The sequence below is a fragment of the Pseudomonas sp. N-1-13 genome (assembly GCF_057787095.1).
In genome coordinates this window covers 3,519,969-3,543,560 of the sequence record NZ_JBYNRI010000001.1, presented here as the reverse complement: position 1 = coordinate 3,543,560, position 23,592 = coordinate 3,519,969, and the positions used below count along the sequence as shown (strand labels likewise).

The window sequence follows — 23,592 nt, the reverse complement described above, 5'->3', positions numbered from 1 at the left end:
TTCAAAGCGTCTTGATAGAAAACTATCAAGCCCCGCAGGAGTTGGATGATAGCTTGATAGGGAATGTATTCAAGACCTTGAGGGGGTCTTCCACGCTCTCTATATTTTCTTACGCAAAGCACCTGACACCTCACGCTTGCGGAGAACAATAACAATGTCTCAAGACAACACCGCCTCTACTCGGGACTATCGCCTGACTGGCCCTGAAGCCGCCCGCGCGGCTGAAAAAGGCCTTGTATCGGCCAGTTGGTACCAGTCGCCCATCTCCCGTCAACGCATGAAGCAACTGATGCAGCGCCGCGACGGTCCGGCCTTGCTCGACACCGCCATCTGGCTGCTGGCCCTGCTGATCACCGGCTTCGGCGGCTACTGGTTCTGGGGCACTTGGGCTTGTGTGCCGTTTTTTCTTGCGTATGGCGTTCTGTACGCCACCGCCTCCAACCCGCGCTGGCATGAAACCGGCCACGGCACAGCTTTCAAGACTCGCTGGATGAATGATGCGCTCTACCAGGTGGCGAGCTTCATGTGCATGTTCGAGCCCCATGTGTGGCGCTGGAGCCATGCCCGGCACCATACCGACACCATCGTCGTCGGCCGCGATCCGGAAATCGTCGAACCGCGTCCACCGAGCTTGTTCATGATGCTGCTGAGCCTATTCCAGATCCCGTTGCTGCTGAAAACGATGGGGGGCGTGTGCCGGCACGCGGTTGGCAAAATGGATGCCCAGGAACAGACGTTCATCCCTGAGTCCGAATGGCCCAAGGTGTTCCTGGCGGCCCGTATCTGGCTCGTGATTTACGCGGTTATCTTTGGCGCGGCGCTTTACCTGCACAGCTGGTTGCCGCTGATGTATATCGGCCTGCCCATCCTGTATGGCGGCTGGTTGTCCTACCTGTTTGGCCTCACCCAACATGTAGGCCTGGCGGAAGACGTGCTGGACCACCGCAGCAACTGCCGCACCATCTATATGAACCGGGTACTGCGCTTTCTGTACATGAACATGAATTATCACCTTGAGCACCACATGTACCCGATGGTGCCGTACCACGCCCTGGCGCAGCTCCATGAAGAGATCCGCCACGACTGCCCGCCGCCTTACGCCAACATAGGTGAGGCCTTCAAGGAAATCATTCCGACCCTCTTGAAGCAGCGCAAGGACCCGACGTATTTCGTGCGCCGCCCTGTCGGTAGCTCAAGGCCTGCCACCGACGCTCATCCACAGGCTGAAGCCACCCTGGGCTGACACCCTCCGGCTGTATCCCGAACAAGAGAAAACGCCATGAACGATCAATGGATCGATGTATGCGCCGTGGGCGAAATCAATGAAGAAGACGTCATCCGCTTCGACCACGGTCCGCATACCTATGCCATCTACCGCTCTGCTGACAACGAGTTTTTTGCCACCGCTGGCCTGTGTACTCACGAGTCGATCCATCTGGCTGACGGCCTGGTGATGGACCACGTCATCGAGTGCCCCAAGCACAACGGGCGCTTTGACTATCGCACCGGCAAAGCCTTGGGGGCGCCAGTGTGCGTCAACCTCAAGACCTTTCCGGTACGGGTCGACGCGGGGCGGGTTCTGCTCGCCATTTCAGCTTGACCGCCAGGAGTGTACCCCATGAATGCTCCACTGATTATCGTCGGCGCCGGCCATGCCGGTGGCCGCGCGGCGCTGACCTTGCGCGAGCAGGGTTATACCGGTCGGCTGATCCTGATCGGCGATGAACTCCATTTGCCGTACGAGCGTCCTCCGCTGTCCAAGGGCTTGCTGCAGGGCACGATGGACCTGGACGATTGCCGCCTGTGGAGGGATAGCCGGCTCACTGAACTGAACATCGAACACCTGGCGGGCAACCCGGTAAAAAGCCTGGATCCGCAGCACCACCGCCTGCAATTGACCGACGGACGTTGGTTGCCCTACAGCCGATTACTGTTGGCGACCGGGGGCAGAGCGCGGCGCTTGTCCCTGGTGCCTGAACCTCTGGCCAACGTGCTTTACCTGCGTACCCATGACGACGCCCTGGCCCTGCGCAGCGCATTGATCCCCGGCACGCGCCTGGTGATCATCGGCGGTGGCTTTATCGGCCTCGAAGTCGCGGCAACGGCCCGAACCTTAGGCTGTCAGGTGACGTTGCTGGAAGCCGGGCCACGACTGGCCGGGCGAGTCTTGCCTGAAGCTGTGTCCCAGGCCTTGTTGGAATTGCATCGGCAACAGGGCGTTGACGTGCGGCTGAACGTAGCGCTTGAAAGGGTACAAGGCATCGAACGCGCTGAGGCGGTGCAACTGGTGGACGGCCAGGTGCTGCCCTGTGACTGGGTGGTAGTCGGTATCGGCATGCAACCCAACATCGAATTGGCCGCGGCGGCGGGGCTAGAAGTGGGCCAGGGGATTCGAGTCGATGCCCAGTTGCGCACCAGTGCACCAGACATCTTTGCTGCCGGCGATGTGTGTGAGTTTCGCCTGCACGCCGACGCGTTATTCCAGCGCCAGGAAACCTGGCGCAATGCCGAGACCCAGGGCCGTCACGCGGCATTGAATCTGTTGGGCGGCGAGTTGCCGTTCGAGGGTGTTCCCGGCTTCTGGTCTGATCAGTACGACTGGGGCTTACAGACGGTGGGCGTGATTCCACCGACGCCACCTTCGGCTGTTCGCACCTTGGCAGGCGGTGGTTTGCTGCTGTTCTACCTGGACACCGAGCAACGTTTGCAAGGCGCCTGCGGCTGGGGGCAGGGCAACAGCGTTGCCAAGGACATCAAGTTGTGTGAACGGCTGATTGCCAACCTGACTCCACTCTCTGTGGACGCATTGGCCGACGCCGATGTCTCGCTCAAACATCTGCTAAGGCCCTGACATGCGTGAATTCCTGGTATTTCAGTCCCTGTGGGCCATGCAAGATCACCGTGGTCAATGCGATCTTTGCCTGGAGGCGCAGGTGGAGAAGATTGCCGCTGCTGGCTTCGATGGGGTCACCGACCATTTCTGGGTCGCGCCACAGGCCGAACGTCTGCATGCCGCTGCCAAGGCGCAAGGCCTGCAAATCGAAGGTCAACTGTTTCCCCGCACCGTGAGTGACTTGGCGCAAGCGCTTGAGGTGGCCTCCCGCTACGGCTGCCACCACCTCACGCTGCAAGCCGACGTCCGGCCGCGCACGCTGGCACAGGCGATCACTCTGATCGAAGGCTGGCAGCGTCTGGCCGAGCAGGTGGACTTTCCGATCCTGCTGGAAACCCACCGCTATCGTCTCACCAGTGACCTGTTGTTCACCCTCGACTTGCTCGCGCAGATGCCCGACCTCAAGTTGTTGGCTGACTTGTCCCATTACGTCGTGGGCCGCGAATTGCCTGAGCCGGCCGCGGCCGAAGACGACGAACAGATTCACACCATCCTACGACACAGTTGGGGTTTTCACGGGCGAGTCGCTAATAGTGAGCAGGTCCAGGTGCCCTTGACCTTTGCCCAGCATCGCCCCTGGTTGGATCGGTTTCTGGGCTGGTGGCGCTACGGAATCAAGGATTGGCTCGCGCGACCGAACACACCCACTAGCCTGTCCTTCACCTGTGAACTTGGCCCGCCACCCTATGCGATCACAGGGAGTGATGGGCGCGACATAACGGATCGCTGGGGCGAGGCGTTGCTGCTGAAGGAACTGATGCGGGGTGTTTGGGATGAGTGTCAGCAGGGACAAGGTGCGCCCATTCCTTCAGGGCATGATCGGTAGTTCAATGAGATTCGGGCAGCCTGAGCGAATACCTTCTTCGATAGCTCCTGCAATATCGCCGGCGCGCTCGATCCTGCGGGAAGGGATCCCCATGGAAGAGGCGAGGGCCAGGAAATCGATCGCCGGGTCGCAGAGGTCCATGCCGATGAACCGGTGAGTGCTTGCACTCAGATAGTGCGCCTGGCTACGAGCGTAACTCTTCAAAATATTGTATTCGCCGTTGTTCATGACAACGAACGTGATCGGCAGCCGTTCATGCGCCGCCGTCCAGAGTGCTTGCGGTGAGTACATTGCCGAGCCATCACCGACCAGACAGACTACCGGGCTGCGGTCCAGGCCAAGCGACGTACCGACAGCCGCCGGCATGCCCCAGCCCAGGATGGCGCTGCGGGTAAAAAGATACTGGCGGGCCGAATGAGAGTCCAGGCAGGCACGGACATGAGGAATCGTGGCAGGTGCTTCGTCGACGATCCAGACGTCCGGCCCGATTGCCCGGATAGCCTCGTGGGCAGCCACGAAAGGCGTTGTCACCGGCGTGTTGAATTCGCGACTGACGTGAGCGACGACGTCGGCACGACGTGTATCGCGTTCTTGGCCTGCGACGTTTCGCAGCGTTGCGATTGCCTCGCTGTGTGGGACCAATTTCTTGTCCAGTATCGGCAACAGCGTTTGCAACGAGAGTCTTAAATCTCCGATCAGCCCTAGCGCTGTCTCGTGGACTCTGCCTAATTGGTGTCCATCGCCGGTCAATTGGATAAGGCGACAGTGAGATGGAATAGCGGGGCCCTGGGAATATTGATAGCTGATCAACGAATGGCCGCCGAGCAGGAAGACTGCGTCGAAGTCAGAGAGCGTCTCTCTGATATCGGAAGCCTTCGCAGGCAGCGTTCCCCGCCACTGCGGATGAGCCGTCGGAAACGGAATATGCCCGGGCCAGGATGGCCCGTAGACCGGCGCGCCGAGTGCTTCGGCGAGCTTCACGGCTTCAACTTCCGCGCTCGACTGGAACACTTCCTCTCCAACGATAATCGCCAGACAACCGGGGGTAATTGCCGCTAAGGCAGCGGCCAATTCCTCAATCGCCCCGGTCACGGCACCGCGCTCGATTCGCGATGGCGGGCCGGCCGTTACATCCGTGTGTTGCTCCATCACGTTTATCGGCAGGGAAAGGAAAACCGGGCCGGCCGGCCCCGTGCGACAGTCCTGAAACGCACGACGAAGCAGCATCGGGATGTGTTCGAGATGATGAATTTCTTCCGCCCATTTGACGCTCGGTCGGGCGAGAGCGACGAGGTCTCCGTGGAGCAGCGGGTCGGTCACGCCATGTCGCGTATCTTGTTGGCCCGCCGTGACGACAAGCGGCGTATTCGCCATCTTCGCGTTGAGAATTGCGCCCATTGCATTGCCGAGTCCACCGGCCGTATGGAGGTTGACGAAGCCGGGGCGACCGGATGCCTGCGCATAACCGTCGGCCATCGCTACGACTGAGGCCTCTTGGAGGCCGAGGATGTATTGGATGTCTGAGGCGCCTGAGAGGGCGTCGAGCAAAGGCAGTTCGGTTGTTCCCGGATTGCCGAAGACGTAACGTACCCCCTCGCTGCGAAGCACTTCTACGAACAGGTCCGCGCCGCGTTGCCCGCGGCTGTTGAAAAAAACATTGGATCCTGAAGGCATGGCGCAGAACCTCATCTGATCTGGAAGCTTTAATTTAGCTGGCTTGCTGTGGCGACGGTTAGCTGGCTCCGGACCGAACCGTTACCCGTGGCCTTCAAAATCGCATTGCACAAGGCCCGGGCGACAGGTGCGTAACTGGTCTGGCTGGGCTGGCCGGCTTCGGGAGCCCCGGTGGGATTGATCAGGTGCACCGCGATCTGTCCTGGCAGCCATGAGACGAGTGGCCAACGGGTGCGATAGGCAGGTTTAGGCCGGGTATCTCCGAGGGTCGGCTCAAAATCGCAGGATGTCACGAACGCTATCCCCATCATGAAAGCGCCTTCGAGCTGCGAGCGCACGCGACCAGGATTTTTCAAGAAACCCAAGTCCGCGACAACGACCGCGTCATGAATGATCAAGCGGCCTTCGTCGCTCACTTCGATATCGAGAACGACCGCCATGCAGGTCTGCGCGTCATAGTGGGCAGCGATGCCTTGCGCCCGACCATGTCTTGGGGGCTTGCCCCAATGAGCTTTCTTTGCCGCTTCGGTGATGACGCTCTGCATTCGATGGCCGTCGACGCTTGATGAGTGCCGAGTGCCATCGTTCACCGTCGATGCCGGATCAATCAGCGAAAGCAGATAGTCCCTGTGATCCAGCTTGCAGGTTCGCACCTGCGCGGCCATGAATCGCTGTTCGGCGAACAGGCGGAGCAACAGGCCTTTTCTGTCCAGATTGCTGTCGAGCGTCGATTGCCAAGTAAATGGATCAAGAGCACTAGCGTGCGCATCAGGATGGCTCATTGCGTTTCTCCTTCCGGCGGATGGCAAGAGGTCCAGCTAAAGCGATGTGTCCTTGGTGCCTGTAACGCTGGCACCGTAGGGCAGTCATTGGGGTACTTTAGGGGCAAGGATCTGACGTCAGAGTGACCGGAGGCTGACAGGAACATGTCAGGCGTTGGGCTGGTCGGCTTTGGTCCAGGCGTCGTTAGGAAACGCACGATAGACGTGCACCGGCGTCCCGGGTTCACGCACCAGGTCGATGTTAGTTCATGGATTTCTGAACTAACTATTTGCTACAGCCTATTCAATCATTTGTCACGATGGCCTTAGGATCCTCCCCACGGGACCGCCGCCATCAGAGCAGCAGCCCGCAGCAGCCCCTTTTCGACTGCCCAGCAACGCCACCAGCCCAATCCGCCAGTGGCCCGACGCAGTCGAGAGGAATGCATGAAGCTAGAGATTTTCCGTACCTTATGGGGCTATACCGCCGGCCATTCATCCGCCCTGGATGAACTGCTCGCCGCCGGTTTTGATGGGATCGAAGCACGCCTGCCACTGCCGGCCAATGAGCGTGGCGAGTTCGGCGCTTTCCTGCGTAGCAATCACGTCCCCTACATTTGCACCCTGTTCAGTGCTTACGATGTCTTGCCTGATCAGCGCGCCACACCTGCCCAGCACTTGGTCGACATCGATCGCAAGCTCGGCTGGGCCACGGAGCTGACACCCCGTTTCGTCAATCTGCTTGCAGGCAATGATCGCTGGCCTCTGGCGCAGCAGGTCGAGTTCTTCGGTCAGGCCCTGGAGCTGGCCGCCAGGCATGGGGTGTTCTGCAGTTTCGAGACTCACCGCGCCCGCTCCCTGTATAGCCCTTGGGTGACTCTGGAACTGATTCGCCAACTGCCGGAACTGCGTTTCACCAGTGACATCAGCCATTGGGTGGTGTGCTGTGAGCGGTTACTGGACGACCCGGCCGACGATCTGTCGTCCTTCGTCGAGCGCGTTCATCACATTCAAGCTCGGGTCGGTTATGACCAGGGCCCGCAAGTTCCCCATCCCGCCGCCCCGGAATATGCCCGTGAACTGGTGTTTCACCAGCGCCACTGGGAGGCGGTCTGGGCTTCTCAATTTCAGCGCGGCTATGCAGTCAGCACCCTGACCCCGGAGTTCGGTGCCGACGGGTATCTGCATCACTTGCCCTTCACCAACATGCCAGTGGCCGATCTCTGGACCTTGAACCAGTGGATGGCGCGAACCGAGCGCGAACACTTCAACCGTTTTACCTGTGAAGGAGCCCACCATGAATAAGACTTCGCTGACCCAGGCCAACTTCAATCGCATTCCGGTGGTGAACATCGCCGGCCTCTTCAGTATCGAACTGGAGCATCGCCTTGCCGTGGCCGAGCAACTGGGTCGTGCCGCCAGCGATGTGGGGTTTCTGTACATCACCGGACACGGTATTGATCCGGCACTGATCGAGGGTCTGCGCCAGGCGAGCGAGGATTATTTCGCGCAGCCCCTGGAGACCAAGATGCGCCATTACATTGGTGCCTCGGAAAGCCACAAGGGCTTCGTGCCCGAAGGTGAGGAGGTGTACTCCAAGGGCAAGCCGGACCACAAAGAGGCCTTCGACATCGGTTTCGAAGTGCCGGTGGACGATCCGCTATTCCTGAGTCGAACGCCGCTGCTGGGCCCGAACCACTGGCCCGACGTGCCGGGTTTTCAGGCTGCAGTACAAAATTACTATCAGGCCGTGTTTGCCCTGGGCCGCCGACTGTTCGATGGCTTCGCCCTGGCCCTGGGCCTGGAAGAGGGCTACTTCGACGCACTGGTCACCCGGCCGCCTTCCAAGCTGCGGCTGATCCATTACCCCTTCGACGCCACTGCTGTGGATGCTCCCGGCATCGGCGCGCATACCGACTACGAGTGCTTCACCATCCTGCACGCCGATCAGCCGGGGTTGGAGGTGTTAAACGACCAGGATCAGTGGATCGATGCACCGCCAATGCCCGATGCGTTTGTGGTGAACATCGGCGACATGCTGGAAGTCATGACCGCTGGGACCTTTGTGGCCACCGCTCACCGAGTGCGCAAGGTGGCTCAGGAGCGCTATAGCTTCCCGCTGTTTTACGCCTGCGACTACCACACGCTGATCAAGCCGTTGCCGGCATTCATCAATGACGCTCAGGTCTACGAGGCGTTGACGATTGGTGAACACATGTGGAGTCAAGCCCTGCAGACCTATCAATACCTGCGCAAACGCGTCGAGAACGGCGAGCTTGAACTGCCGTCCCGAGCCCGCAAGCCATCGAGCTTCGGTCGCCTGAAAAACACTGCCACTCATTCCTAAAAAAACCAACGGAGCTTCCCAACATGAAAACCCCCTACGCCTTGACCCGACTGAGTCTGCTCGCCGCTAGTCTGTTCTGTGCCAGTACCGCCTTCGCCAGCACCGCGACCCCGGGTGTATTGAAGGTCGGTATGGAAATCACCTACCCACCGTTCGAGTCCTATGACGCCAACAAGAATGTGGTCGGCTCCGACCCGGAGTTGGCCCATTCCCTGGCCAAGGCAATGGGCGTCAAGGCCAACTTCGTCGATACCAAGTTTCCCAATCTGCTCAATGGCCTCAACGCCGGGCACTACGACGCAATCATCTCCGGCATGTACATCACCCCGGAGCGCCAGGCCCAGGCCCGGACCATTGCTTATGCCAACACCGGCGCGGCGATCATGGTGCCCAAGGGCAGTGAGTTGAACCCGCAGGTTCCTGAAGACCTGTGTGGCCTGAAAGTCGGGCTGGAGCAGGGCACCACCTGGGTCGGCAAGTTCCGTCAGTTGTCCAGCGACTACTGCGTCCCGAACAACAAGGGTGCCATCACCGTCAGTGAGTTTCCCTCGGCACCCGAGGTGACGCAGGCGCTGCTGTCAAAGAACATCCAGGCTCAAGTGGAAATTGCCGGCGCCGCGCACATGATCGCTCAGCGTACCAACGGCCGTGTGATCGTCAGCTCGCAGAAGTTGGTTTACCCGCAAACTTTGGGCATCTACGTCAAGAAAGACGCCGACGCGACCTATCAGGCGCTGGTCAAGGCGTTGGCTGAGAGCAAGGCCAACGGCGAGTACGCCGCCATTCTCAAGGCGTATGACCTGGAACCAGTCTCTGAGTAATGCCTGAAACCGCGCCCTCGATCGGGGGCGCGGCTTGCGCGAGGTGTCTATGCAATTCGATTGGGCTTACTTTTTTTCGCTGTTCTCCATGGCTGACTTCTGGGCGGCGAGCCTGACCGTCATCGAACTGAGCACCCTGGCCTGGTTTCTGGGCATGCTGCTGGGTTTCGTCCTGGCATCGGCCAAACTGTCGAGCGTGCGTTGGCTGCGCATACCCGCATCACTCTACATCTGGTTCTTTCGCAGCATTCCGCTGCTGGTGCTGGTGGTCTTCGTCTACAACCTGCCGCAGTTGCTGCCCGGTGCCGGGCCGGTGCTGTCGGTGCCATTTTATTCCGGCCTGTTGGCGCTGGTGGTCACTGAGGCCGCCTACATGGCAGAAATTCATCGTGGCGGGCTGATTTCGATCGCCAAAGGCCAGAAGGAAGCGGGCCGTGCCCTGGGACTTGGGCTGCTTGGCGTGCAACGGCTGATCGTTATTCCTCAAGCGTTTCGTATCTCACTGCCGACGTTGATTAACGAATACATCACGGTGGTCAAACTGACCTCGTTGATCTCGGTGATTTCACTGACCGAACTGCTGACTGTCGGCCAGCGCCTGTATGCCCAGAACTTCCTGGTTATGGAGACCCTGGCGGCTGTGGGCGTGTACTACGTGCTGATCGTTACAGTGTTTGGCTTTGCCTTGCAGCGTCTGGAACGTTACCTGGACCTGAACCTGCGTACACCGCAAACCCTGGAGAGCGCCTCGACACAAGTGCTGCGTGACAGTCTGGCACCTAGGGTATCGAGCAAGGTCAGCCTCCCAGCCAAAGGTGCGGCCCCGGCCCTGCATCTGCAGGACGTGCACAAACGCTACGGCGATCATCATGTGCTCAAAGGTATCGACCTGAAGGTGCAAAGCGGCCAGGTGATTTCCATCATCGGCCCGTCCGGCTCCGGCAAGACCTCGTTGATCCGCACCATTAATGGCCTGGAACGCATCGATCAGGGTGAAATCCTGTTGTTCGGGGAGGGCTTCATTAATGCCGAGGACAAACCGGATGGCTCTCGGGTTCGTCAGGGCGTGCAGCGCATCGGCATGGTGTTCCAGAACTTCAACCTGTTTCCGCACCGGACACTGTTGGACAACATCAGCCTCGCCCCTCGTTATCATGGCGTCAGCCGCACACTGAGCGAGCAACGGGCCTGCCAGTTGCTCGACAAGGTCGGCCTGCTGGCCCACGTTCACAAATATCCGCATCAACTGTCTGGCGGCCAGCAACAACGTGTGGCGATCGCCCGGGCCATGGCCATGGACCCGGACATCCTGCTGTTTGACGAACCGACCTCGGCGCTGGACCCGGAACTGGTCGGCGAGGTACTTACGGTGATCGCCGACCTGGCTCGCGAAGGCATGACCCTGCTGATTGTCACTCACGAAATGGAATTTGCCCTGTCGATCTCTGACCGGGTGATTTTCATGGAAAACGGCAACGTGCAGCTGGATGCCTCGCCACAGGCAATCCGCGAAGGGCATGGCGCCCAACGGGTGCGACGGTTTATCGGGTTGGAAGAGTCAGAGGAGGAGCGTTGCCTGTTGATGAGCTGAATTGAGCGCGTTTGGTTGCATGATCCGCTTTATGCCGTGGGCTTTTGACCGTCCCATGGGGGTGTTTGGCCTGCCGGTGCAAGTTCATTGCGGTCGTGGCTGCCAATGCGATAAGGAGATTGCAAAGCCCAGATGAGCCGGCGATGAAAGCTGCCGGATCTTTCGGGTCACTCGGTTTTACGATATCGGTCGCAGGTAGATACCGTTGCTCAGATTTTGCTTGAGCTGCTGGCTCGTCTCGTCCGCCAAAACTTCCGGCTGGTCGTTGGCAACGCCATCCAGTGCGCGCTGGACCACATCGTGAGGGTTTGCCTTTGGCACGCCTTCGATACCGCGCGTCATGTCGGTGTCCACGAACGCAACATGCACGCCCACGACCAGGGTGCCCTGACTTGCCAATCGCAGCCGCAGGCCATTGGTAAGCGACCAGGCCGCCGCTTTGCTTGCCGAATAGGTAACGGTGGTGGGCAGGTTGATCCAGCTCAGGGCCGAGTGCATGTTGACGATTGCACCACCGCCGTTGGCGGCCAGGATCGGTGCGAAAGCCAGGCTGATGGCGAGCGGGGCGACCGCGTTGGTCTCGAACTCGTGGCGAAGGGTTTCCAGGCTAATGCTGTCATGCGCTTCGCCGCTGATGCCGGCGTTGTTGATTAGCAGCGTGAGGTCGTGTGCCTGTTCAGTCGCCGCCGCGATATCTTCGGGACGGGTCACGTCGAGTTTGATTGGCACCACGTTGGCCTGGGCTTCGAGAGTGGCGGGGTCACGTGCCGCGGCATAGACCTTCGCGGCACCCGCCGCGAGCAGTGCTTGCACGAAGGCCTTGCCCAACCCACGGTTGGCGCCGGTCACCAGCGCCACGCTACCTTTGATCTGCATGTTGATTCTCCAGTTGTTGGTCATGACGCAAACAAGAAACGACGCCTCAGCGCTTTAGCGTGTTTATTTCGCGAGACTGCCCCGTAGAAGGAACAGCGCCAGCGCGATCAGACAGGCTGTCGTCTGGACACCGCCCAGTGCTGTAACCGGTGCAAGCGTCAGCACCGAAACCAGCCAGGTTGTCAGTGCCGCCGCCCCCATGGAAACAAAGCCCAACAGGGCGGAAGCCATCCCGGCTTCTTTACCAAAAGGTCCCATGGTGATGGCCGTGCCCAGCGGATTGGCCAGGCCCATGCCCCAAAGAAACGTGACCATTGAAAGGGCATACCACCCAAGGCTCGGATCGGCCGGGCCTGCGAGCAGGAGCCCTCCGCCCGCCATGGCACAGGCAATGCCCAGCGTGGTAATGAGTCTTGGGCCGTAGCGGTGCGCCAGGCGCGGGGCCGCCATGCCGGCTGCGAACACAACGAACACCGTGCAAGCGAAGTACAGGCCCGTCTGCAACGACGTCAGGCCGATCCCTTTCATCAGAATAGCGGGGGCGGCGGCGAACGATGCGAACAGTCCGCTCATCAGCAGGCTCATCGAAAGGGCAGGTAGGATGAAGCGCTTATCCAGCGTCAACCGCCGATACGCGAGCACCACGCTCTTGGCTGAATGCGGCGCGCGGCGGTCGGCGGGATGGGTCTCGCCAAGGCCGCGAACGTAGAAGAAGGCGAGCGCAACGGCGGCCAGCCCTACCAGGATAAAAATCGCCCGCCATCCAAGCGTGACCGACAGCAGGCTACCCGCCAGTGGTGAAAAACCTGGCGCAGCGGCGGTGGCAATCATGGTCAGCGACAACGCGCGAGCGAGTGCTTCTCCCTCAAACAGATCCCGTGCAATTGCGCGCGACAGCACTGAGGCGGCACACACGCCCAATGCCTGGATGACGCGTCCTGCAATCAGCGTATCGAGGGTGTTGGCAAGGCCTGCGATGACGGTGCCCACCACGAAGATCGCGAGTCCGCCCAACACCAGCTTCTGGCGCCCATAGCGGTCAGCCAGTGGCCCGACCACCAACTGGCCCAGTGCGAAGGTGATGAAGAAGCTGGACAGCGTCAGGCCAAGCGCGCGGGCGTCCACTCCCAGGTCTTCACCGATGACGGGGAATGCCGGGAGGATGATGTTGGTGGAGAGCATACCGATAGCAGCCAGGCCAGCGAGCAGTGCCACGATTTTTCCGGTCAATGGCTGGATGGCCTGGACGGGGGCATTCACAAAAGTTGTCGTCATGGATTTACATCCCTTGGCGCTTATGGAAGCGGTAGTCGTGGAATTGGCCGTCAGGCGGAAGTCGGCCCGCACTCTGGCTACGGCGTATGATGGTTGTCATATTTTCAGCCAAGCATGATGATCATCATGTTATTCGTCAAGCATAAATATCGAGGTCCACCGATGAGATATCCTGCAAGCCAGACTGCAGAACGGCGCGAGAAAATCCTTGAGGAGGCCTCCCGGTTGTTTCGCGGCAAGGGCATCGCAGGGGCGAGCATTGCGCAGGTCATGAAGGCATCGGGCCTGACTCATGGCGCGTTCTATGCGCACTTCGATTCGAAGGATGCGCTGGCTTGTGCCAGCCTTGAACATGCGATGGACCAGTTGGCGCTACGGCTGCGCGACACTGTCTCCAGCAGCGATACGCCCAAGCAAGCCTTTCTGGACAGGTACCTGAGTCAGGGTCACCGCGACCACCCGGAAGCCGGCTGCGCAATGCCTGCGTTGGCCATTGATGTCGCGCGGGAACCGGGGATGCGGCGTTCGTTCACGAGCCGGGTCGCCGGAATGATCGAGTCGTTCAGCGCCAGTCTTCCCTGGCGGCGTGACCGATCCAGGGAAGACCAGGCGATCGGTTTCATGTCGGCAATAGTCGGCGCCATGGTGCTCGCCCGAGCGGTCGACGATCAGCCGCTGTCCGACCGCATTCTTCAAGCGACACGTGACGAACTGCTTGCGGGTGAGCAGGCTGGGGCAGCAGCAGCACAGGCCTTGGACAATATCCCCGACATCAGCCGACCCGTAGCCCGGAAAATATCTAGTGAGCTAGATAATGTTGAGCTACAAAAGCGAGTTCTTGCCAAAAAGGCTGTCGTGCAGCGGGAAGTCGGAACCCAACTGTCCTTTGCTCTGTACGGTGCCGCCAATCGGATGATTCGCCTGCACAAACCCTTGCTGGAGCCCCTTGGGCTGACGTTCCCCCAGTACCTGGTCATGCTGGAACTGTTCACGGACGCGCCCAGGACCGTGGGCGATCTGGGCGCTGCACTTGGGATGGATACCGGGACGATCACGCCCTTGCTCAAGCGTCTTGAAGTGTCGGGCATGGTGACTCGAGCCCGCGACAAAAGCGACGAACGCCGCGTGCTGATTGCGCTTACCGACACTGGGAAAGGCCTGCGCGAAGAGCTTTGGGCCGTCACGGACAAGATCAAGACCGCCTGTCAACTGACTGAGGATGGGTTGGAAGCTCTTCGCGGCACGCTTAAGGCTTTTGCGCGTCCCGCTGGCGAATGAGGGCAGCCCTCCGAAGATAGACCGGCAAGTGCAGTATCGATGTACCAGCGCCATCGTCGCTGCCGGTTGCCTGGAAGATGTGACCCTCAAGATAAGCCCTCCTGAATCCACCACCTGATTGCGCAAGCTGCCACGCCCTCAGCGTGGCCGCCTTCGCGATGGGGGTGTCGCTCGCGCACACCAGCACAGCGCCAAGGCAGGACTATGCCACGATCCGATCCGCGCTCTCGGCCCAGGGGATTACCGTCCGCGCTGGAGTTGAGGGTGTCAGGATGCTTGCGGTATCGAGGCGACTGATGTGCTCGGAAGAAAGCTCAAGCGACAGCGCACCGAGGTTGTCGGTGAGCTGAGTCATTGAGCGTGGTCCGATGATCGGCACTGCCCCGTGGGTGCCTGCCCAGGCAATGGCGACCTGACCTGCACTGGCGCCGATCTCGCCCGCGATGGCAATGACGGTGTCGAGGATTTTTGTACGCTGCGCCGAATTCTCCGGCTGGAACACCCGGCCGCCCAAACCTTCGGCGCGACCTTTCTCCCCTTGGCGGTACTTGCCCGTCAGCATGCCGCCGCCCAGCGGCGACCAAGTGACGATACCAAGGCCCAGCGCGTGCGATGCCGGGAACAGGTCGGCTTCGGGCTCGCGATGAACCAGACTGTGCTGGAACTGCGCAGCCGCGATGGGAATGGTACGAGTAAGTTCGGCCAAGGTCACTGTGCGGGAGAGTCGCCAGGCGGCGAAGTTCGAGAGGCCCGCATAGAGGATCTTGCCCGCGCGAGCCAAGTCCTCGAAGCCACGGACGATTTCCTCGGCCGGCGTGACGCCATCGGGATGATGCACCCAGTAAATGTCAATCCGATCCGTCTTGAGTCGCTTCAGGCTCGCTTCCACGGAGGCGATCATGGCCCTGCGGCTGTTGCCGGTGACCAGCCGATTGGCATTCGGTTGCGCGCCGCTGCTGTACTTCGTCGCAATGACGAAATCTTCGCGCCGCCCCTCCAGCAGGATGCCGATCTGTTCCTCCGATTGTCCGAACTGGTAGACATCCGCTGTATCGATGAAATTGCCTCCAGCCTCGGCATAGGCGTTGAAGATCGCTTTGCTGGTATCGGGATCGGCACCATGGCCCCAACCCGTGCCAAAGTTGCCCGTGCCGAGCGCCACCTGCGAAACCCGCAGGCCGGTTTTGCCAAAGGATGTGTATTTCATGACTTTCTCCATTGATCCAGGAGCGATGATATTGCCGCTGTTGGACGACGCGGAACCACGAGGTTGCCTACGAAAATCTGCACGACTTGCCCGTCCTGATTCAGCGCGTCTGGTGCATCTTGATCCGCCCTTGCTCCGCTCTTGATCTCGACGGGCACACCTTCAGGATTTTGCTTTCCACATTCAGTTCATCGCAGGGGTGTCTTTCTGCGATGCGCCATGCGTGGCGATCGGGGGCGGACCGCAGCGCGGAGAACAATGTCAGGCTTGCTCATGTGGACTCCTCGGAGAAGGGGCAGGGAAATCGAAGATCAAGCATGTCGTAGTGGCGTGCGCGTACAGCTTGCCGTCGGGGCCAACGATTCGGCCTTCGGCAGTGGCAATCCGACTTCCTGCATGGATCAACTTCCCCTCGGCTCGTACTAGCGGTACCGCGTCGGTCAAGGCGCGGACCATGTTGACTTTCAGCTCCAGCGTAGTGAAGCCCTTACCCGCGGGTAAGGTCGAATGCACGGCGCAACCTACCGCCGAATCGAGCAGCGTGGAAAACCAACCGCCGTGCACGGTTCCCAGCGGGTTGTAGTGCCTTCGTTGCGGTCGACCTTGGAAGATCGCTGTGCCTGGTTCCATGTGAATGGGCAGGAAATCGAGCGTATCGCCGATTGGGGCGGGCGGGAGTTCCCCAGCAAAAATTGCCTCGAACAACTCCATGCCTGTCAGGCTGGTGATCTGTTTCTGCGTCGCGGAGTGGGAGGTGTTCCAACGGGCACGAATCGCTTTTTCCTCTTCGTCCCACCGCGCAACGACCTGGTCAGCCTGCATCACGAACTCCTTCCTCATCCTCAATACTTGTATATGCAATACTTGTAGATACAATCTATAACATGAAAAATATGACCAAGCCACAGGGTTGCACCAATCTGAAGATTCGCCAGCTCAATCGCATGGTGACGCGTCACTACGATCGCTATATCGCCGAGTCCGGATTAAAAAACACGCAGTACTCATTGTTGTCACACGTCGTCAGACTGGGGCCCATTCGGCCGAGCGACCTGGCTCGGCGAATGCAAATGGAGGCTTCGACGTTGACACGGAATATGCAGCCACTGGTCGCTCAAGGCTGGTTGACGGTCGGGGCAGGTGGCGACGCGCGCAGCCGTCTTGTCCAAGTGACCGAGGCAGGACTGGAAAAGCAAGCAGAAGGGCGGCGCGCCTGGAAAGAGGCGCAATTGGCACTTAATGAGCGACTCGGCGTGCATCGCGTTGCGGCGCTCCATGAGTTGCTGGATGCATGCATCGAGTGCCTTGATGATGAGCCTGAAACGTGTACGGACTGACTGGTAGGCGATTGGCCGTTTGCCAGAAAACGCTTTCAGCTCAGTTTGGTCAGATATTCCGGCACCTGTTGCTCAGGTAGCACGGACAGAACTTTCAGCCGCTGCAACATGCGTTGGCGGGCGCGGTGGAGGTGTTCCTTGAGGTTCAGAGCTGCTGCGTCGAATGCGCCATGCAGTAGCAGCTCTAAAATCAAACGGTGCTCGGCCAGCATGGCTTCGTCGGGGCCGAGGCCCAACTGACTGTAAAAAATCCGACTGATGATCCTGGGACTCTGGGCCTGCCGGATCAGCGTAGCGATCTTGCGATTGTTTATTCCGGCGAGGCAGTGGTAATGCAGGTCTTCTTCAAGTTGCTCGATGCATGCCAGGCTGCAACGTGGGTTGCTCTGTGCCTCATTAACCCGAGCCAGCATCGCTTCAAGGGATTCGCGACTAAGCCCTGGTGCGCTCTGGCGTAACGCCTCAGGTTCTAGGCACGCGCGCAACTCGTAGTCTTCGGTGACCTCCCTGGCGGTGAGGGGGCCGGCTAGCCACTGGGAGTAGGGTTCCTTTTCCACCAGGCCGCGGTCACGCAGGCGCATCAATGCCTCGCGTATCACCGCCCGACTGACGCCGTAATGCTCGGCGGCCATTTGCTCGTCGAGTCGATAGTGTCCGAAAGCAATACAGGTCGATAAAGCCGAGCCAATCTCGTCGAACATCCGCTCGCCCAACGGCCGGGTATCGACCAATTCTTCGCTGCTATCAAGGCCGAGTTGCTTGTGGGTAACGGCCAACCGCAGGGGCTCCACTTCCACCCCTTTCGGGTTGACCAGATAACCGCGGCCATCGAATCGACTGATCAAACCTTCCTTATGCAACAGGTCCAGCGCTTTGCGCACCGGTACGCGGCTGGTTCCGAACAGGTCGGCCAGAGGTGCTTCGAGCAGGACGAGCCCTTGAGCCACCTCCCCATCAACGATGGCGTCACGCAGGACCTGGCGGATCATGGCGTAGCGGGATGCAGTGCGGTAATCCTCGGCGGTCATCGATCTCATACGCTTCTCGAAAGGCGGGGGGAAGATTCTCGCACAAGTCTGTTGTCACCGTGGACCACGTCATTTGTGCGCGTTCGTAGGGCCGTTGTTACTGTTCTGCACCAAAACGGATATTTATTAATTAATACATTATCGGTGTTGTTGCCTGGCCCTGCCTGGAAGGCTCCGCAAAATAGGAACATCAACCCGCTCGGAAAGGTGTCTAGTCCGAGTGATAGACGCAGGCCGCTTGCTCAGGTTTGCCGCTCTGGCATGCCTTCAGTATTCAGTTTGGCACGCTATCTGCTCTGTAAAACGTACATTTTAATAATGAATACGTTTATTGGTGAATCAGATGTCCTACTCCAGTCCTCGATTAGCCCTTGAAGCCGATGCTTTGGCGATGGCGGATGCATTCGCCTCGGGCAGCAGCGACCCGGTCAAGGCGTTGGAAGAAATGCTGGCCAGGGTGGCGGAAGTCGATGACGTGTTCATCTCTCTTTGTTCGGCGCGTGCCTTCCGCGAAGCCCACTCGTCAGCCGCACGCTGGAAGGCCGGACAGCCGGCAAGCGCACTGGACGGCGTTCCCATAGCTTGGAAAGATATGTTCGACGTCGCCGGCAGCCCAACTACCGCAGGCGCATCCGTACGCCGCGACACTTCGCCAGCGCTGCTCGACGCCAATGTCGTAGGTCTACTGGCGCGAGCCGGGATGGTCAGTGTCGGGAAAACAAATCTTAGCGAATTTGCTTACTCAGGCCTCGGACTCAATCCCCATTTTGGCACGCCGCATAATCCCGTAGGCCTCGACCAGCCACGCATTCCGGGCGGCTCGTCCTCAGGCTCAGCGGTCGCCGTCGCGGCGGGAATCGTGCCGATCGCCATGGGCACGGACACCGCTGGCTCCATCCGAATTCCAGCGGCCTTCAACGGCTTGGTGGGATTTCGAAGCAGTTGCAGACGCTACAGCCGTGAAGGCGTCTTCCCGCTCGCGCATACCCTCGACAGCGTGGGGCCTCTGACGCGCAGTGTGCGCGACGCCTTATCCATCGACGACATTCTGCTTGGGCGCGCCAAACCGACATCGCTTGTCCCCCGAGATTTGGCTGGGCAGCGATTCTGGGTCGATCAGGCAGTCATTGATGATGAGCGCATAGAGCCTGCGGTACGCGACAACCTGCTGCAATGCTTGATCGTGTTGAAAAATCACGGTGCGCTGATTGACCTGCGACCTTCGCCAGCCTTTCAGGCGGCACTTCAGCTCATTGAGCAACAAGGTTGGCTCGGTGCTTCTGAGGCTTTTGCCCTGCATCAGTCTCTGCTGGACAGCGATGCCGCCGCACGACTCGACCCCCGTGTGCGGCGCCGCCTGGAGGCGGCACGTGCATTCCCCGCCAGCCAGTTGGTCAACCTCTACGGGGCACGCAAACGCCTGCAGCAACAAATCACCGATGAACTTGATGGCGCGTTTTTGATTACCCCAAGCGTGGCCCATGTGGCGCCGCCGTTGGCGGCACTGGAAGCCGATGACGAGCTGTTCGCGCAGACCAACCTCGCTACGTTGCGCCTGACGATGCCCGGCAGTTTGCTGGATCTGCCGGGTGTGTCATTGCCCAGCGGCTGCGATGCGCTCGGTTTGCCCACCGGCATGCTGATAAGCGCGCCGCCGGGCGAAGACTCTCGATTGTTGCGAGCTGCGCTGGCAGTGGAAGCCGCGTTGCGCCACCACCAAAACACCCACGATTGATCTGATAAATCCGCAGGAGAGAGATGATGGCTAAAGAAATTCTGTGCGCCTTCGGCGTCGACGTAGACGCCGTGGCAGGCTGGCTGGGCTCTTATGGTGGTGAGGACTCACCCGACGATATTTCCCGCGGTCTGTTCGCTGGCGAAATTGGCGCTCCGCGTTTGCTCAAATTGTTCGAGCGTTACGGCTTGCGTACCACTTGGTTTATCCCCGGCCACTCGATGGAAACCTTTCCCGAGCAGATGAAGGCGGTGGCCGACGCCGGCCATGAAATCGGCGTGCATGGCTACAGCCACGAAAACCCGATTGCGATGACCGCCGAGCAGGAAGAAATCGTGCTGGATAAGTCCATCGAGTTGATCACCCAGGTCACCGGCAAACGACCCACCGGCTACGTCGCGCCGTGGTGGGAATTCAGTAAGGTCACCAACGAGCTGCTGCTGAAAAAAGGCATCAAGTATGACCACAGCCTGATGCACAACGACTTCCACCCCTACTACGTGCGCAAGGGCGACAGCTGGACCAAGATCGACTACAGCCAGCACCCCGACACCTGGATGAAACCCCTGGTGCGCGGCGAAGAAACCGATCTGGTGGAGATTCCGGCCAACTGGTACCTCGACGATTTGCCGCCGATGATGTTCATCAAAAAGGCACCCAACAGTCACGGTTTCGTCAACCCGCGCCACCTCGAGGAAATGTGGCGCGACCAATTCGACTGGGTCTACCGCGAACACGAACACGCGGTGTTCACCATGACCATCCACCCCGACGTGTCCGGCCGCCCACAAGTGCTGCTGATGCTTGAGCGTCTGATCGAACACATCCAGAGCCATGCCGGCGTGCGCTTCGTCACTTTCGACGAAATCGCCGACGACTTTATCCGCCGCCAACCGCGTACCTGACACCCACCCATCCTTCGAGGCGCGATTCATGTCTATCTACAACAAGCTTGACCTGACTGGCTGGAAACCCCGGCAATTGACGTCCCAGGAAGTACGCTTCGCCACCTGGATCGCCTTCTTCGCCTGGGTGTTTGCGGTGTATGACTTCATCCTGTTCGGCACCTTGCTGCCCGAGATCGGCCGGCACTTTGGTTGGGGTGAAGTGGAGCAAGCTGAGATCGCGACCTGGGTGGCGGTGGGTACCGCCGTCGTCGCCCTGGCCATCGGCCCGATTGTCGACAGGCTGGGGCGGCGCAAAGGGATTATCCTCACTGTGGCCGGTTCCGCGCTGTGCTCGGCGCTCACCGCGATTGGCGGGGCGTGGGGCAAGTCGCCGCTGATTCTGATCCGTTCGTTGGGTGGCCTGGGCTATGCCGAAGAAACCGTCAATGCCACTTATTTGACCGAGTTGTATGGCGCCTCTGAAGACCCACGGCTGACCAAACGTCGCGGCTTTATCTACAGCCTGGTGCAGGGCGGCTGGCCGGTCGGTGCGTTGATCGCCGCCGGCTTGACCGCGCTGTTGCTGCCGATCATCGGCTGGCAGGGTTGCTTCATCTTCGCCGCAATCCCGGCCATCGTGATTGCGATCATGGCGCGCAAGCTCAAGGAGAGCCCGCAGTTCCAGATCCACGAACGCATCAGTCAGTTGCGTAAAAGCGGCGCCGTGACCGAAGCGCAAAACGTCGCCGTGACCTACGGCGTGGACTATGACGAACACAGCAAGGCTGGCCTCAAAGCCGCGTTCCGTGGCCCGGCCCGTCGCGCCACATTGGTGATTGGCGCCGCGCTGCTGCTCAACTGGGCGGCCATCCAAGTGTTCAGCGTGCTCGGCACTTCAGTGATCGTCAGCGTGCACCACATCTCGTTCGAGAACTCGCTGATCATCCTCGTGTTGTCGAACCTGGTGGGTTACTGCGGCTACCTCAGCCACGGCTGGATGGGCGACAAGATCGGCCGTCGCAACGTGATTGGCTTGGGTTGGATGCTCGGTGGCCTGTCGTTTGCCGGGATGTTGTTCGGCCCGAGCAATATGCCGATGGTGGTCGGGCTGTACAGCCTGGGCTTGTTCTTTCTGATTGGGCCGTACTCGGCGGCGCTGTTCTTTATCAGTGAAAGTTTCCCTACCAGCATCCGCGCCACCGGTGGCGCGATCATTCATGCCATGGGCCCGATTGGCGCGGTGGTCGCAGGTTTTGGCGCCACCCAGGTGTTGTCCGCCGGCAGTGACTGGCAGACCGCCGCACTGTGGTTCGGTGCGCTGCCGTGTTTCCTGTCCGGTGCCCTGATGTTTGCCGCACGCCATGTGCGCCCGGAAACCGTCCAGTAAGGAGTTATCGATGAGCCGTAAAGTCGCCTTGATTACCGGTGCCGCCAGCGGCATCGGCCAAGCCCTCGCCGTGGCCTATGCGGGCAGCGGTGTGGCAGTGGTCGGCGGGTATTACCCGGCCGACCCCCATGACCCGCAAACAACAGTGGCCCTGGTGGAAGAAGCCGGTGGCGAGTGCCTGATGCTGGCACTGGACGTGGGCGATACCGCCTCGGTGGATGCGCTGGCCGAGCAAGCGGTGCAGCATTTCGGCCGCCTGGATTACGCCGTGGCGAACGCAGGTTTGCTGCGCCGTGCGCCGTTGCTGGAAATGACCGATGCGCTGTGGGACGAGATGCTCAACGTCGACCTGACGGGGGTGATGCGCACCTTTCGCGCGGCGACTCGGCATATGGGCGAGGGCGGTGCGTTGGTGGCGATTTCGTCGATTGCCGGCGGCGTATATGGCTGGCAAGAGCACAGCCACTACGCAGCGGCCAAGGCCGGCGTGCCGGGGTTGTGCCGTTCGCTGGCGGTGGAGTTGGCAGCAAAGGGCATTCGTTGCAATGCGGTGATCCCAGGGTTGATCGAGACGCCGCAGTCGCTTGATGCGAAGAACTCCCTGGGGCCGGAAGGCCTGGCGAAAGCTGCGAGGGCGATTCCGCTGGGGCGGGTAGGGCGGGCGGATGAGGTGGCGTCGTTGGTGCAGTTCTTGACCAGTGATGCATCGAGCTACCTGACCGGGCAGAGCATCATCATCGACGGTGGGCTGACCGTGCGTTGGCCCGACTGACTGTACTCAATCCAAACGTGGGAGCGGGCTTGCTCGCGAATGCGGTGTTTCAGATAAATCAGTTTCGACTGACAGACCGCATTCGCGAGCAAGCCCGCTCCCACAGGGAACCTGTGTTTGCTTCAGGAGATTCTACATGCCTCAACTTACCCACCGCCGTGCCGTCATCACCGGCGCTGGCAGCGGTATCGGTGCCGCCATCGCCCGTGCCTATGCGGCTGAAGGCGCGCGTCTGGTGCTGGCCGACCGCAATGCTGTCAGTCTTGCCGAAACCGCGATCATCTGCCGCAACTTCGGCGCCGAAGTGGTGGAGTGCCTCGCCGATGTAGGCACCGTCGAAGGCGCCCAGGCCAGTGTCGACCGTTGCGTCGAGCACTTCGGCGGCATCGACATTTTGGTCAATAACGCTGGCATGCTCACCCAGGCGCGCTGTGTCGACCTCACTCTCGAGATGTGGAACGACATGCTGCGCGTTGACCTCACCAGCGTATTCGTGGCCAGCCAGCGCGCCTTGCCGCATATGCTCGCCCAGCGTTGGGGGCGGATCATCAACGTGGCCTCGCAACTGGGCATCAAGGGCGGCGCCGAACTCACCCATTACGCTGCGGCCAAGGCCGGGGTCATCGGCTTCACCAAGTCCTTGGCGCTGGAAGTCGCCAAGGACAACGTACTGGTCAATGCCATCGCTCCGGGGCCGATTGAAACGCCATTGGTCGCTGGGATCAGCGATGACTGGAAACGCGCCAAGGCCGCCGAGTTGCCCCTTGGCCGGTTCGGCCTGGCGGACGAGGTGGCGCCCACCGCTGTGCTGCTGGCCAGCGAGCCGGGCGGCAACCTGTTCGTTGGCCAGACCCTCGGCCCGAATTCTGGCGATGTCATGCCATGAGTGAGGTGTAG

22 protein-coding genes and 1 pseudogene are annotated in these 23,592 nt (G+C 60.2%); 16 read left to right on the top strand and 7 right to left on the bottom strand.

The window, feature by feature from the left end; translation table 11 throughout:
* The first annotated feature begins 154 nt into the window (after nucleotides 1-154).
* Genes AC3I65_RS15835 through AC3I65_RS15820 form a run of 4 tightly spaced genes read left to right on the top strand, consistent with a single transcriptional unit; the run spans nucleotide 155 to nucleotide 3,719 of the window.
* The gene (locus AC3I65_RS15835; RefSeq protein ID WP_107322717.1) at nucleotides 155-1,243 is read left to right on the top strand and encodes a fatty acid desaturase family protein; all 1,089 of its coding nucleotides are present in this window, start codon (nucleotides 155-157) and stop codon (nucleotides 1,241-1,243) included.
* Between the two features lie 36 nt (nucleotides 1,244-1,279).
* Entirely contained in the window at nucleotides 1,280-1,600 is a 321-nt protein-coding gene (locus AC3I65_RS15830; RefSeq protein WP_047229685.1) for a MocE family 2Fe-2S type ferredoxin, read from the top strand.
* 18 nt (nucleotides 1,601-1,618) lie between these two features.
* Entirely contained in the window at nucleotides 1,619-2,851 is a 1,233-nt protein-coding gene (locus AC3I65_RS15825; RefSeq protein WP_488523982.1) for an NAD(P)/FAD-dependent oxidoreductase, read from the top strand.
* A 1-nt stretch (nucleotide 2,852) separates the two neighbouring features.
* Nucleotides 2,853-3,719: a sugar phosphate isomerase/epimerase family protein gene (locus AC3I65_RS15820; protein ID WP_281460076.1), complete on the top strand. Its 867-nt coding sequence runs from the start codon at nucleotides 2,853-2,855 to the stop codon at nucleotides 3,717-3,719.
* Here AC3I65_RS15820 and AC3I65_RS15815 read toward each other — a convergent pair.
* Nucleotides 3,702-5,393 carry a thiamine pyrophosphate-binding protein gene (locus tag AC3I65_RS15815; RefSeq protein ID WP_488523981.1) on the bottom strand — a complete coding sequence of 564 codons (1,692 nt, stop codon included), beginning with the start codon at nucleotides 5,391-5,393 and terminating at the stop codon, nucleotides 3,702-3,704. The two genes, AC3I65_RS15820 and AC3I65_RS15815, sit on opposite strands and share 18 nt — an antisense overlap.
* Nucleotides 5,394-5,422: 29 nt before the next feature.
* Entirely contained in the window at nucleotides 5,423-6,175 is a 753-nt protein-coding gene (locus AC3I65_RS15810) for a molybdopterin cofactor-binding domain-containing protein (protein WP_274090211.1), read from the bottom strand.
* Between the two features lie 426 nt (nucleotides 6,176-6,601).
* Here AC3I65_RS15810 and AC3I65_RS15805 point away from each other — a divergent pair, with 426 nt between their 5' ends.
* Genes AC3I65_RS15805 through AC3I65_RS15790 form a run of 4 tightly spaced genes read left to right on the top strand, consistent with a single transcriptional unit; the run spans nucleotide 6,602 to nucleotide 10,913 of the window.
* On the top strand, nucleotides 6,602-7,459 hold the full coding sequence (locus AC3I65_RS15805) for a sugar phosphate isomerase/epimerase family protein (RefSeq protein WP_445576698.1): 858 nt from the start codon (nucleotides 6,602-6,604) through the stop codon (nucleotides 7,457-7,459).
* A complete protein-coding gene (locus AC3I65_RS15800) occupies nucleotides 7,452-8,501 on the top strand; it encodes an isopenicillin N synthase family dioxygenase (protein ID WP_047229680.1) in 1,050 nt (349 codons plus the stop codon). Before AC3I65_RS15805 ends, AC3I65_RS15800 begins: the two co-directional genes overlap by 8 nt.
* A gap of 23 nt (nucleotides 8,502-8,524) precedes the next feature.
* Nucleotides 8,525-9,322, top strand: coding sequence for a transporter substrate-binding domain-containing protein (locus tag AC3I65_RS15795; RefSeq protein ID WP_445576697.1), 798 nt, complete (start codon nucleotides 8,525-8,527; stop codon nucleotides 9,320-9,322).
* Between the two features lie 49 nt (nucleotides 9,323-9,371).
* Nucleotides 9,372-10,913, top strand: a complete 1,542-nt coding sequence (locus tag AC3I65_RS15790) for an amino acid ABC transporter permease/ATP-binding protein (protein ID WP_139049725.1) — start codon at nucleotides 9,372-9,374, stop codon at nucleotides 10,911-10,913.
* 177 nt (nucleotides 10,914-11,090) lie between these two features.
* Here the strand turns inward: AC3I65_RS15790 and AC3I65_RS15785 are convergent, their stop codons facing one another.
* Both AC3I65_RS15785 and AC3I65_RS15780 read right to left on the bottom strand, forming a co-directional pair.
* Nucleotides 11,091-11,789 carry an SDR family oxidoreductase gene (locus tag AC3I65_RS15785; RefSeq protein WP_047229677.1) on the bottom strand — a complete coding sequence of 233 codons (699 nt, stop codon included), beginning with the start codon at nucleotides 11,787-11,789 and terminating at the stop codon, nucleotides 11,091-11,093.
* Between the two features lie 63 nt (nucleotides 11,790-11,852).
* Entirely contained in the window at nucleotides 11,853-13,064 is a 1,212-nt protein-coding gene (locus AC3I65_RS15780) for a multidrug effflux MFS transporter (RefSeq protein ID WP_305466191.1), read from the bottom strand.
* A 114-nt stretch (nucleotides 13,065-13,178) separates the two neighbouring features.
* Between AC3I65_RS15780 and AC3I65_RS15775 the strand changes: the two are divergent.
* Both AC3I65_RS15775 and AC3I65_RS15770 read left to right on the top strand, forming a co-directional pair.
* Nucleotides 13,179-13,388 (top strand): annotated as a pseudogene (locus tag AC3I65_RS15775) (TetR/AcrR family transcriptional regulator); the annotation flags it as partial.
* A gap of 588 nt (nucleotides 13,389-13,976) precedes the next feature.
* A complete protein-coding gene (locus AC3I65_RS15770) occupies nucleotides 13,977-14,342 on the top strand; it encodes a MarR family winged helix-turn-helix transcriptional regulator (protein ID WP_409078010.1) in 366 nt (121 codons plus the stop codon).
* A 202-nt stretch (nucleotides 14,343-14,544) separates the two neighbouring features.
* On the opposite strand, the gene AC3I65_RS15765 is transcribed toward AC3I65_RS15770, so the two are convergent.
* Together AC3I65_RS15765 and AC3I65_RS15760 are read right to left on the bottom strand one after the other, a co-directional pair.
* Nucleotides 14,545-15,549 carry an aldo/keto reductase gene (locus tag AC3I65_RS15765; RefSeq protein ID WP_305466188.1) on the bottom strand — a complete coding sequence of 335 codons (1,005 nt, stop codon included), beginning with the start codon at nucleotides 15,547-15,549 and terminating at the stop codon, nucleotides 14,545-14,547.
* Between the two features lie 261 nt (nucleotides 15,550-15,810).
* Complete coding sequence (locus tag AC3I65_RS15760; RefSeq protein WP_047229674.1) at nucleotides 15,811-16,371, bottom strand: PaaI family thioesterase; 561 nt, start codon at nucleotides 16,369-16,371, stop codon at nucleotides 15,811-15,813.
* Nucleotides 16,372-16,433: 62 nt separating this feature from the next.
* Here AC3I65_RS15760 and AC3I65_RS15755 point away from each other — a divergent pair, with 62 nt between their 5' ends.
* On the top strand, nucleotides 16,434-16,886 hold the full coding sequence (locus AC3I65_RS15755; protein WP_047229673.1) for a MarR family winged helix-turn-helix transcriptional regulator: 453 nt from the start codon (nucleotides 16,434-16,436) through the stop codon (nucleotides 16,884-16,886).
* A 35-nt stretch (nucleotides 16,887-16,921) separates the two neighbouring features.
* Here the strand turns inward: AC3I65_RS15755 and AC3I65_RS15750 are convergent, their stop codons facing one another.
* Complete coding sequence (locus AC3I65_RS15750; RefSeq protein ID WP_372241417.1) at nucleotides 16,922-17,914, bottom strand: GntR family transcriptional regulator; 993 nt, start codon at nucleotides 17,912-17,914, stop codon at nucleotides 16,922-16,924.
* Between the two features lie 343 nt (nucleotides 17,915-18,257).
* On the opposite strand from AC3I65_RS15750, the gene AC3I65_RS15745 reads away from it, so the two are divergent.
* The 5 genes from AC3I65_RS15745 (at nucleotide 18,258) to AC3I65_RS15725 (ending at nucleotide 23,581) form a co-directional block, all read left to right on the top strand.
* Complete coding sequence (locus AC3I65_RS15745) at nucleotides 18,258-19,649, top strand: amidase (protein ID WP_487777109.1); 1,392 nt, start codon at nucleotides 18,258-18,260, stop codon at nucleotides 19,647-19,649.
* Between the two features lie 26 nt (nucleotides 19,650-19,675).
* Complete coding sequence (locus AC3I65_RS15740) at nucleotides 19,676-20,554, top strand: polysaccharide deacetylase family protein (RefSeq protein ID WP_047229670.1); 879 nt, start codon at nucleotides 19,676-19,678, stop codon at nucleotides 20,552-20,554.
* 28 nt (nucleotides 20,555-20,582) lie between these two features.
* Nucleotides 20,583-21,923, top strand: a complete 1,341-nt coding sequence (locus AC3I65_RS15735; protein WP_281460079.1) for an MFS transporter — start codon at nucleotides 20,583-20,585, stop codon at nucleotides 21,921-21,923.
* 10 nt (nucleotides 21,924-21,933) lie between these two features.
* The gene (locus AC3I65_RS15730; RefSeq protein WP_160894270.1) at nucleotides 21,934-22,695 is read left to right on the top strand and encodes an SDR family NAD(P)-dependent oxidoreductase; all 762 of its coding nucleotides are present in this window, start codon (nucleotides 21,934-21,936) and stop codon (nucleotides 22,693-22,695) included.
* A gap of 136 nt (nucleotides 22,696-22,831) precedes the next feature.
* A complete protein-coding gene (locus AC3I65_RS15725; RefSeq protein WP_047229667.1) occupies nucleotides 22,832-23,581 on the top strand; it encodes an SDR family NAD(P)-dependent oxidoreductase in 750 nt (249 codons plus the stop codon).
* The last annotated feature ends 11 nt before the right edge of the window (nucleotides 23,582-23,592 follow it).

What these genes read in the sequence shown, in the direction of transcription:
- AC3I65_RS15800 (WP_047229680.1), top strand. Translation starts at nt 7,452, where the DNA reads ATGAATAAGACTTCGCTGACCCAGGCCAACTTCAATCGCATTCCGGTG.
- AC3I65_RS15790 (WP_139049725.1), top strand. Translation starts at nt 9,372, where the DNA reads ATGCAATTCGATTGGGCTTACTTTTTTTCGCTGTTCTCCATGGCTGAC.
- AC3I65_RS15830 (WP_047229685.1), top strand. Translation starts at nt 1,280, where the DNA reads ATGAACGATCAATGGATCGATGTATGCGCCGTGGGCGAAATCAATGAA.
- AC3I65_RS15815 (WP_488523981.1), bottom strand. Translation starts at nt 5,393, where the DNA reads ATGCCTTCAGGATCCAATGTTTTTTTCAACAGCCGCGGGCAACGCGGC.
- AC3I65_RS15820 (WP_281460076.1), top strand. Translation starts at nt 2,853, where the DNA reads ATGCGTGAATTCCTGGTATTTCAGTCCCTGTGGGCCATGCAAGATCAC.
- AC3I65_RS15755 (WP_047229673.1), top strand. Translation starts at nt 16,434, where the DNA reads ATGAAAAATATGACCAAGCCACAGGGTTGCACCAATCTGAAGATTCGC.
- AC3I65_RS15810 (WP_274090211.1), bottom strand. Translation starts at nt 6,175, where the DNA reads ATGAGCCATCCTGATGCGCACGCTAGTGCTCTTGATCCATTTACTTGG.
- AC3I65_RS15770 (WP_409078010.1), top strand. Translation starts at nt 13,977, where the DNA reads ATGATTCGCCTGCACAAACCCTTGCTGGAGCCCCTTGGGCTGACGTTC.
- AC3I65_RS15735 (WP_281460079.1), top strand. Translation starts at nt 20,583, where the DNA reads ATGTCTATCTACAACAAGCTTGACCTGACTGGCTGGAAACCCCGGCAA.
- AC3I65_RS15740 (WP_047229670.1), top strand. Translation starts at nt 19,676, where the DNA reads ATGGCTAAAGAAATTCTGTGCGCCTTCGGCGTCGACGTAGACGCCGTG.
- AC3I65_RS15795 (WP_445576697.1), top strand. Translation starts at nt 8,525, where the DNA reads ATGAAAACCCCCTACGCCTTGACCCGACTGAGTCTGCTCGCCGCTAGT.
- AC3I65_RS15780 (WP_305466191.1), bottom strand. Translation starts at nt 13,064, where the DNA reads ATGACGACAACTTTTGTGAATGCCCCCGTCCAGGCCATCCAGCCATTG.
- AC3I65_RS15745 (WP_487777109.1), top strand. Translation starts at nt 18,258, where the DNA reads ATGTCCTACTCCAGTCCTCGATTAGCCCTTGAAGCCGATGCTTTGGCG.
- AC3I65_RS15835 (WP_107322717.1), top strand. Translation starts at nt 155, where the DNA reads ATGTCTCAAGACAACACCGCCTCTACTCGGGACTATCGCCTGACTGGC.
- AC3I65_RS15750 (WP_372241417.1), bottom strand. Translation starts at nt 17,914, where the DNA reads ATGACCGCCGAGGATTACCGCACTGCATCCCGCTACGCCATGATCCGC.
- AC3I65_RS15785 (WP_047229677.1), bottom strand. Translation starts at nt 11,789, where the DNA reads ATGCAGATCAAAGGTAGCGTGGCGCTGGTGACCGGCGCCAACCGTGGG.
- AC3I65_RS15825 (WP_488523982.1), top strand. Translation starts at nt 1,619, where the DNA reads ATGAATGCTCCACTGATTATCGTCGGCGCCGGCCATGCCGGTGGCCGC.
- AC3I65_RS15730 (WP_160894270.1), top strand. Translation starts at nt 21,934, where the DNA reads ATGAGCCGTAAAGTCGCCTTGATTACCGGTGCCGCCAGCGGCATCGGC.
- AC3I65_RS15765 (WP_305466188.1), bottom strand. Translation starts at nt 15,549, where the DNA reads ATGAAATACACATCCTTTGGCAAAACCGGCCTGCGGGTTTCGCAGGTG.
- AC3I65_RS15725 (WP_047229667.1), top strand. Translation starts at nt 22,832, where the DNA reads ATGCCTCAACTTACCCACCGCCGTGCCGTCATCACCGGCGCTGGCAGC.
- AC3I65_RS15760 (WP_047229674.1), bottom strand. Translation starts at nt 16,371, where the DNA reads ATGCAGGCTGACCAGGTCGTTGCGCGGTGGGACGAAGAGGAAAAAGCG.
- AC3I65_RS15805 (WP_445576698.1), top strand. Translation starts at nt 6,602, where the DNA reads ATGAAGCTAGAGATTTTCCGTACCTTATGGGGCTATACCGCCGGCCAT.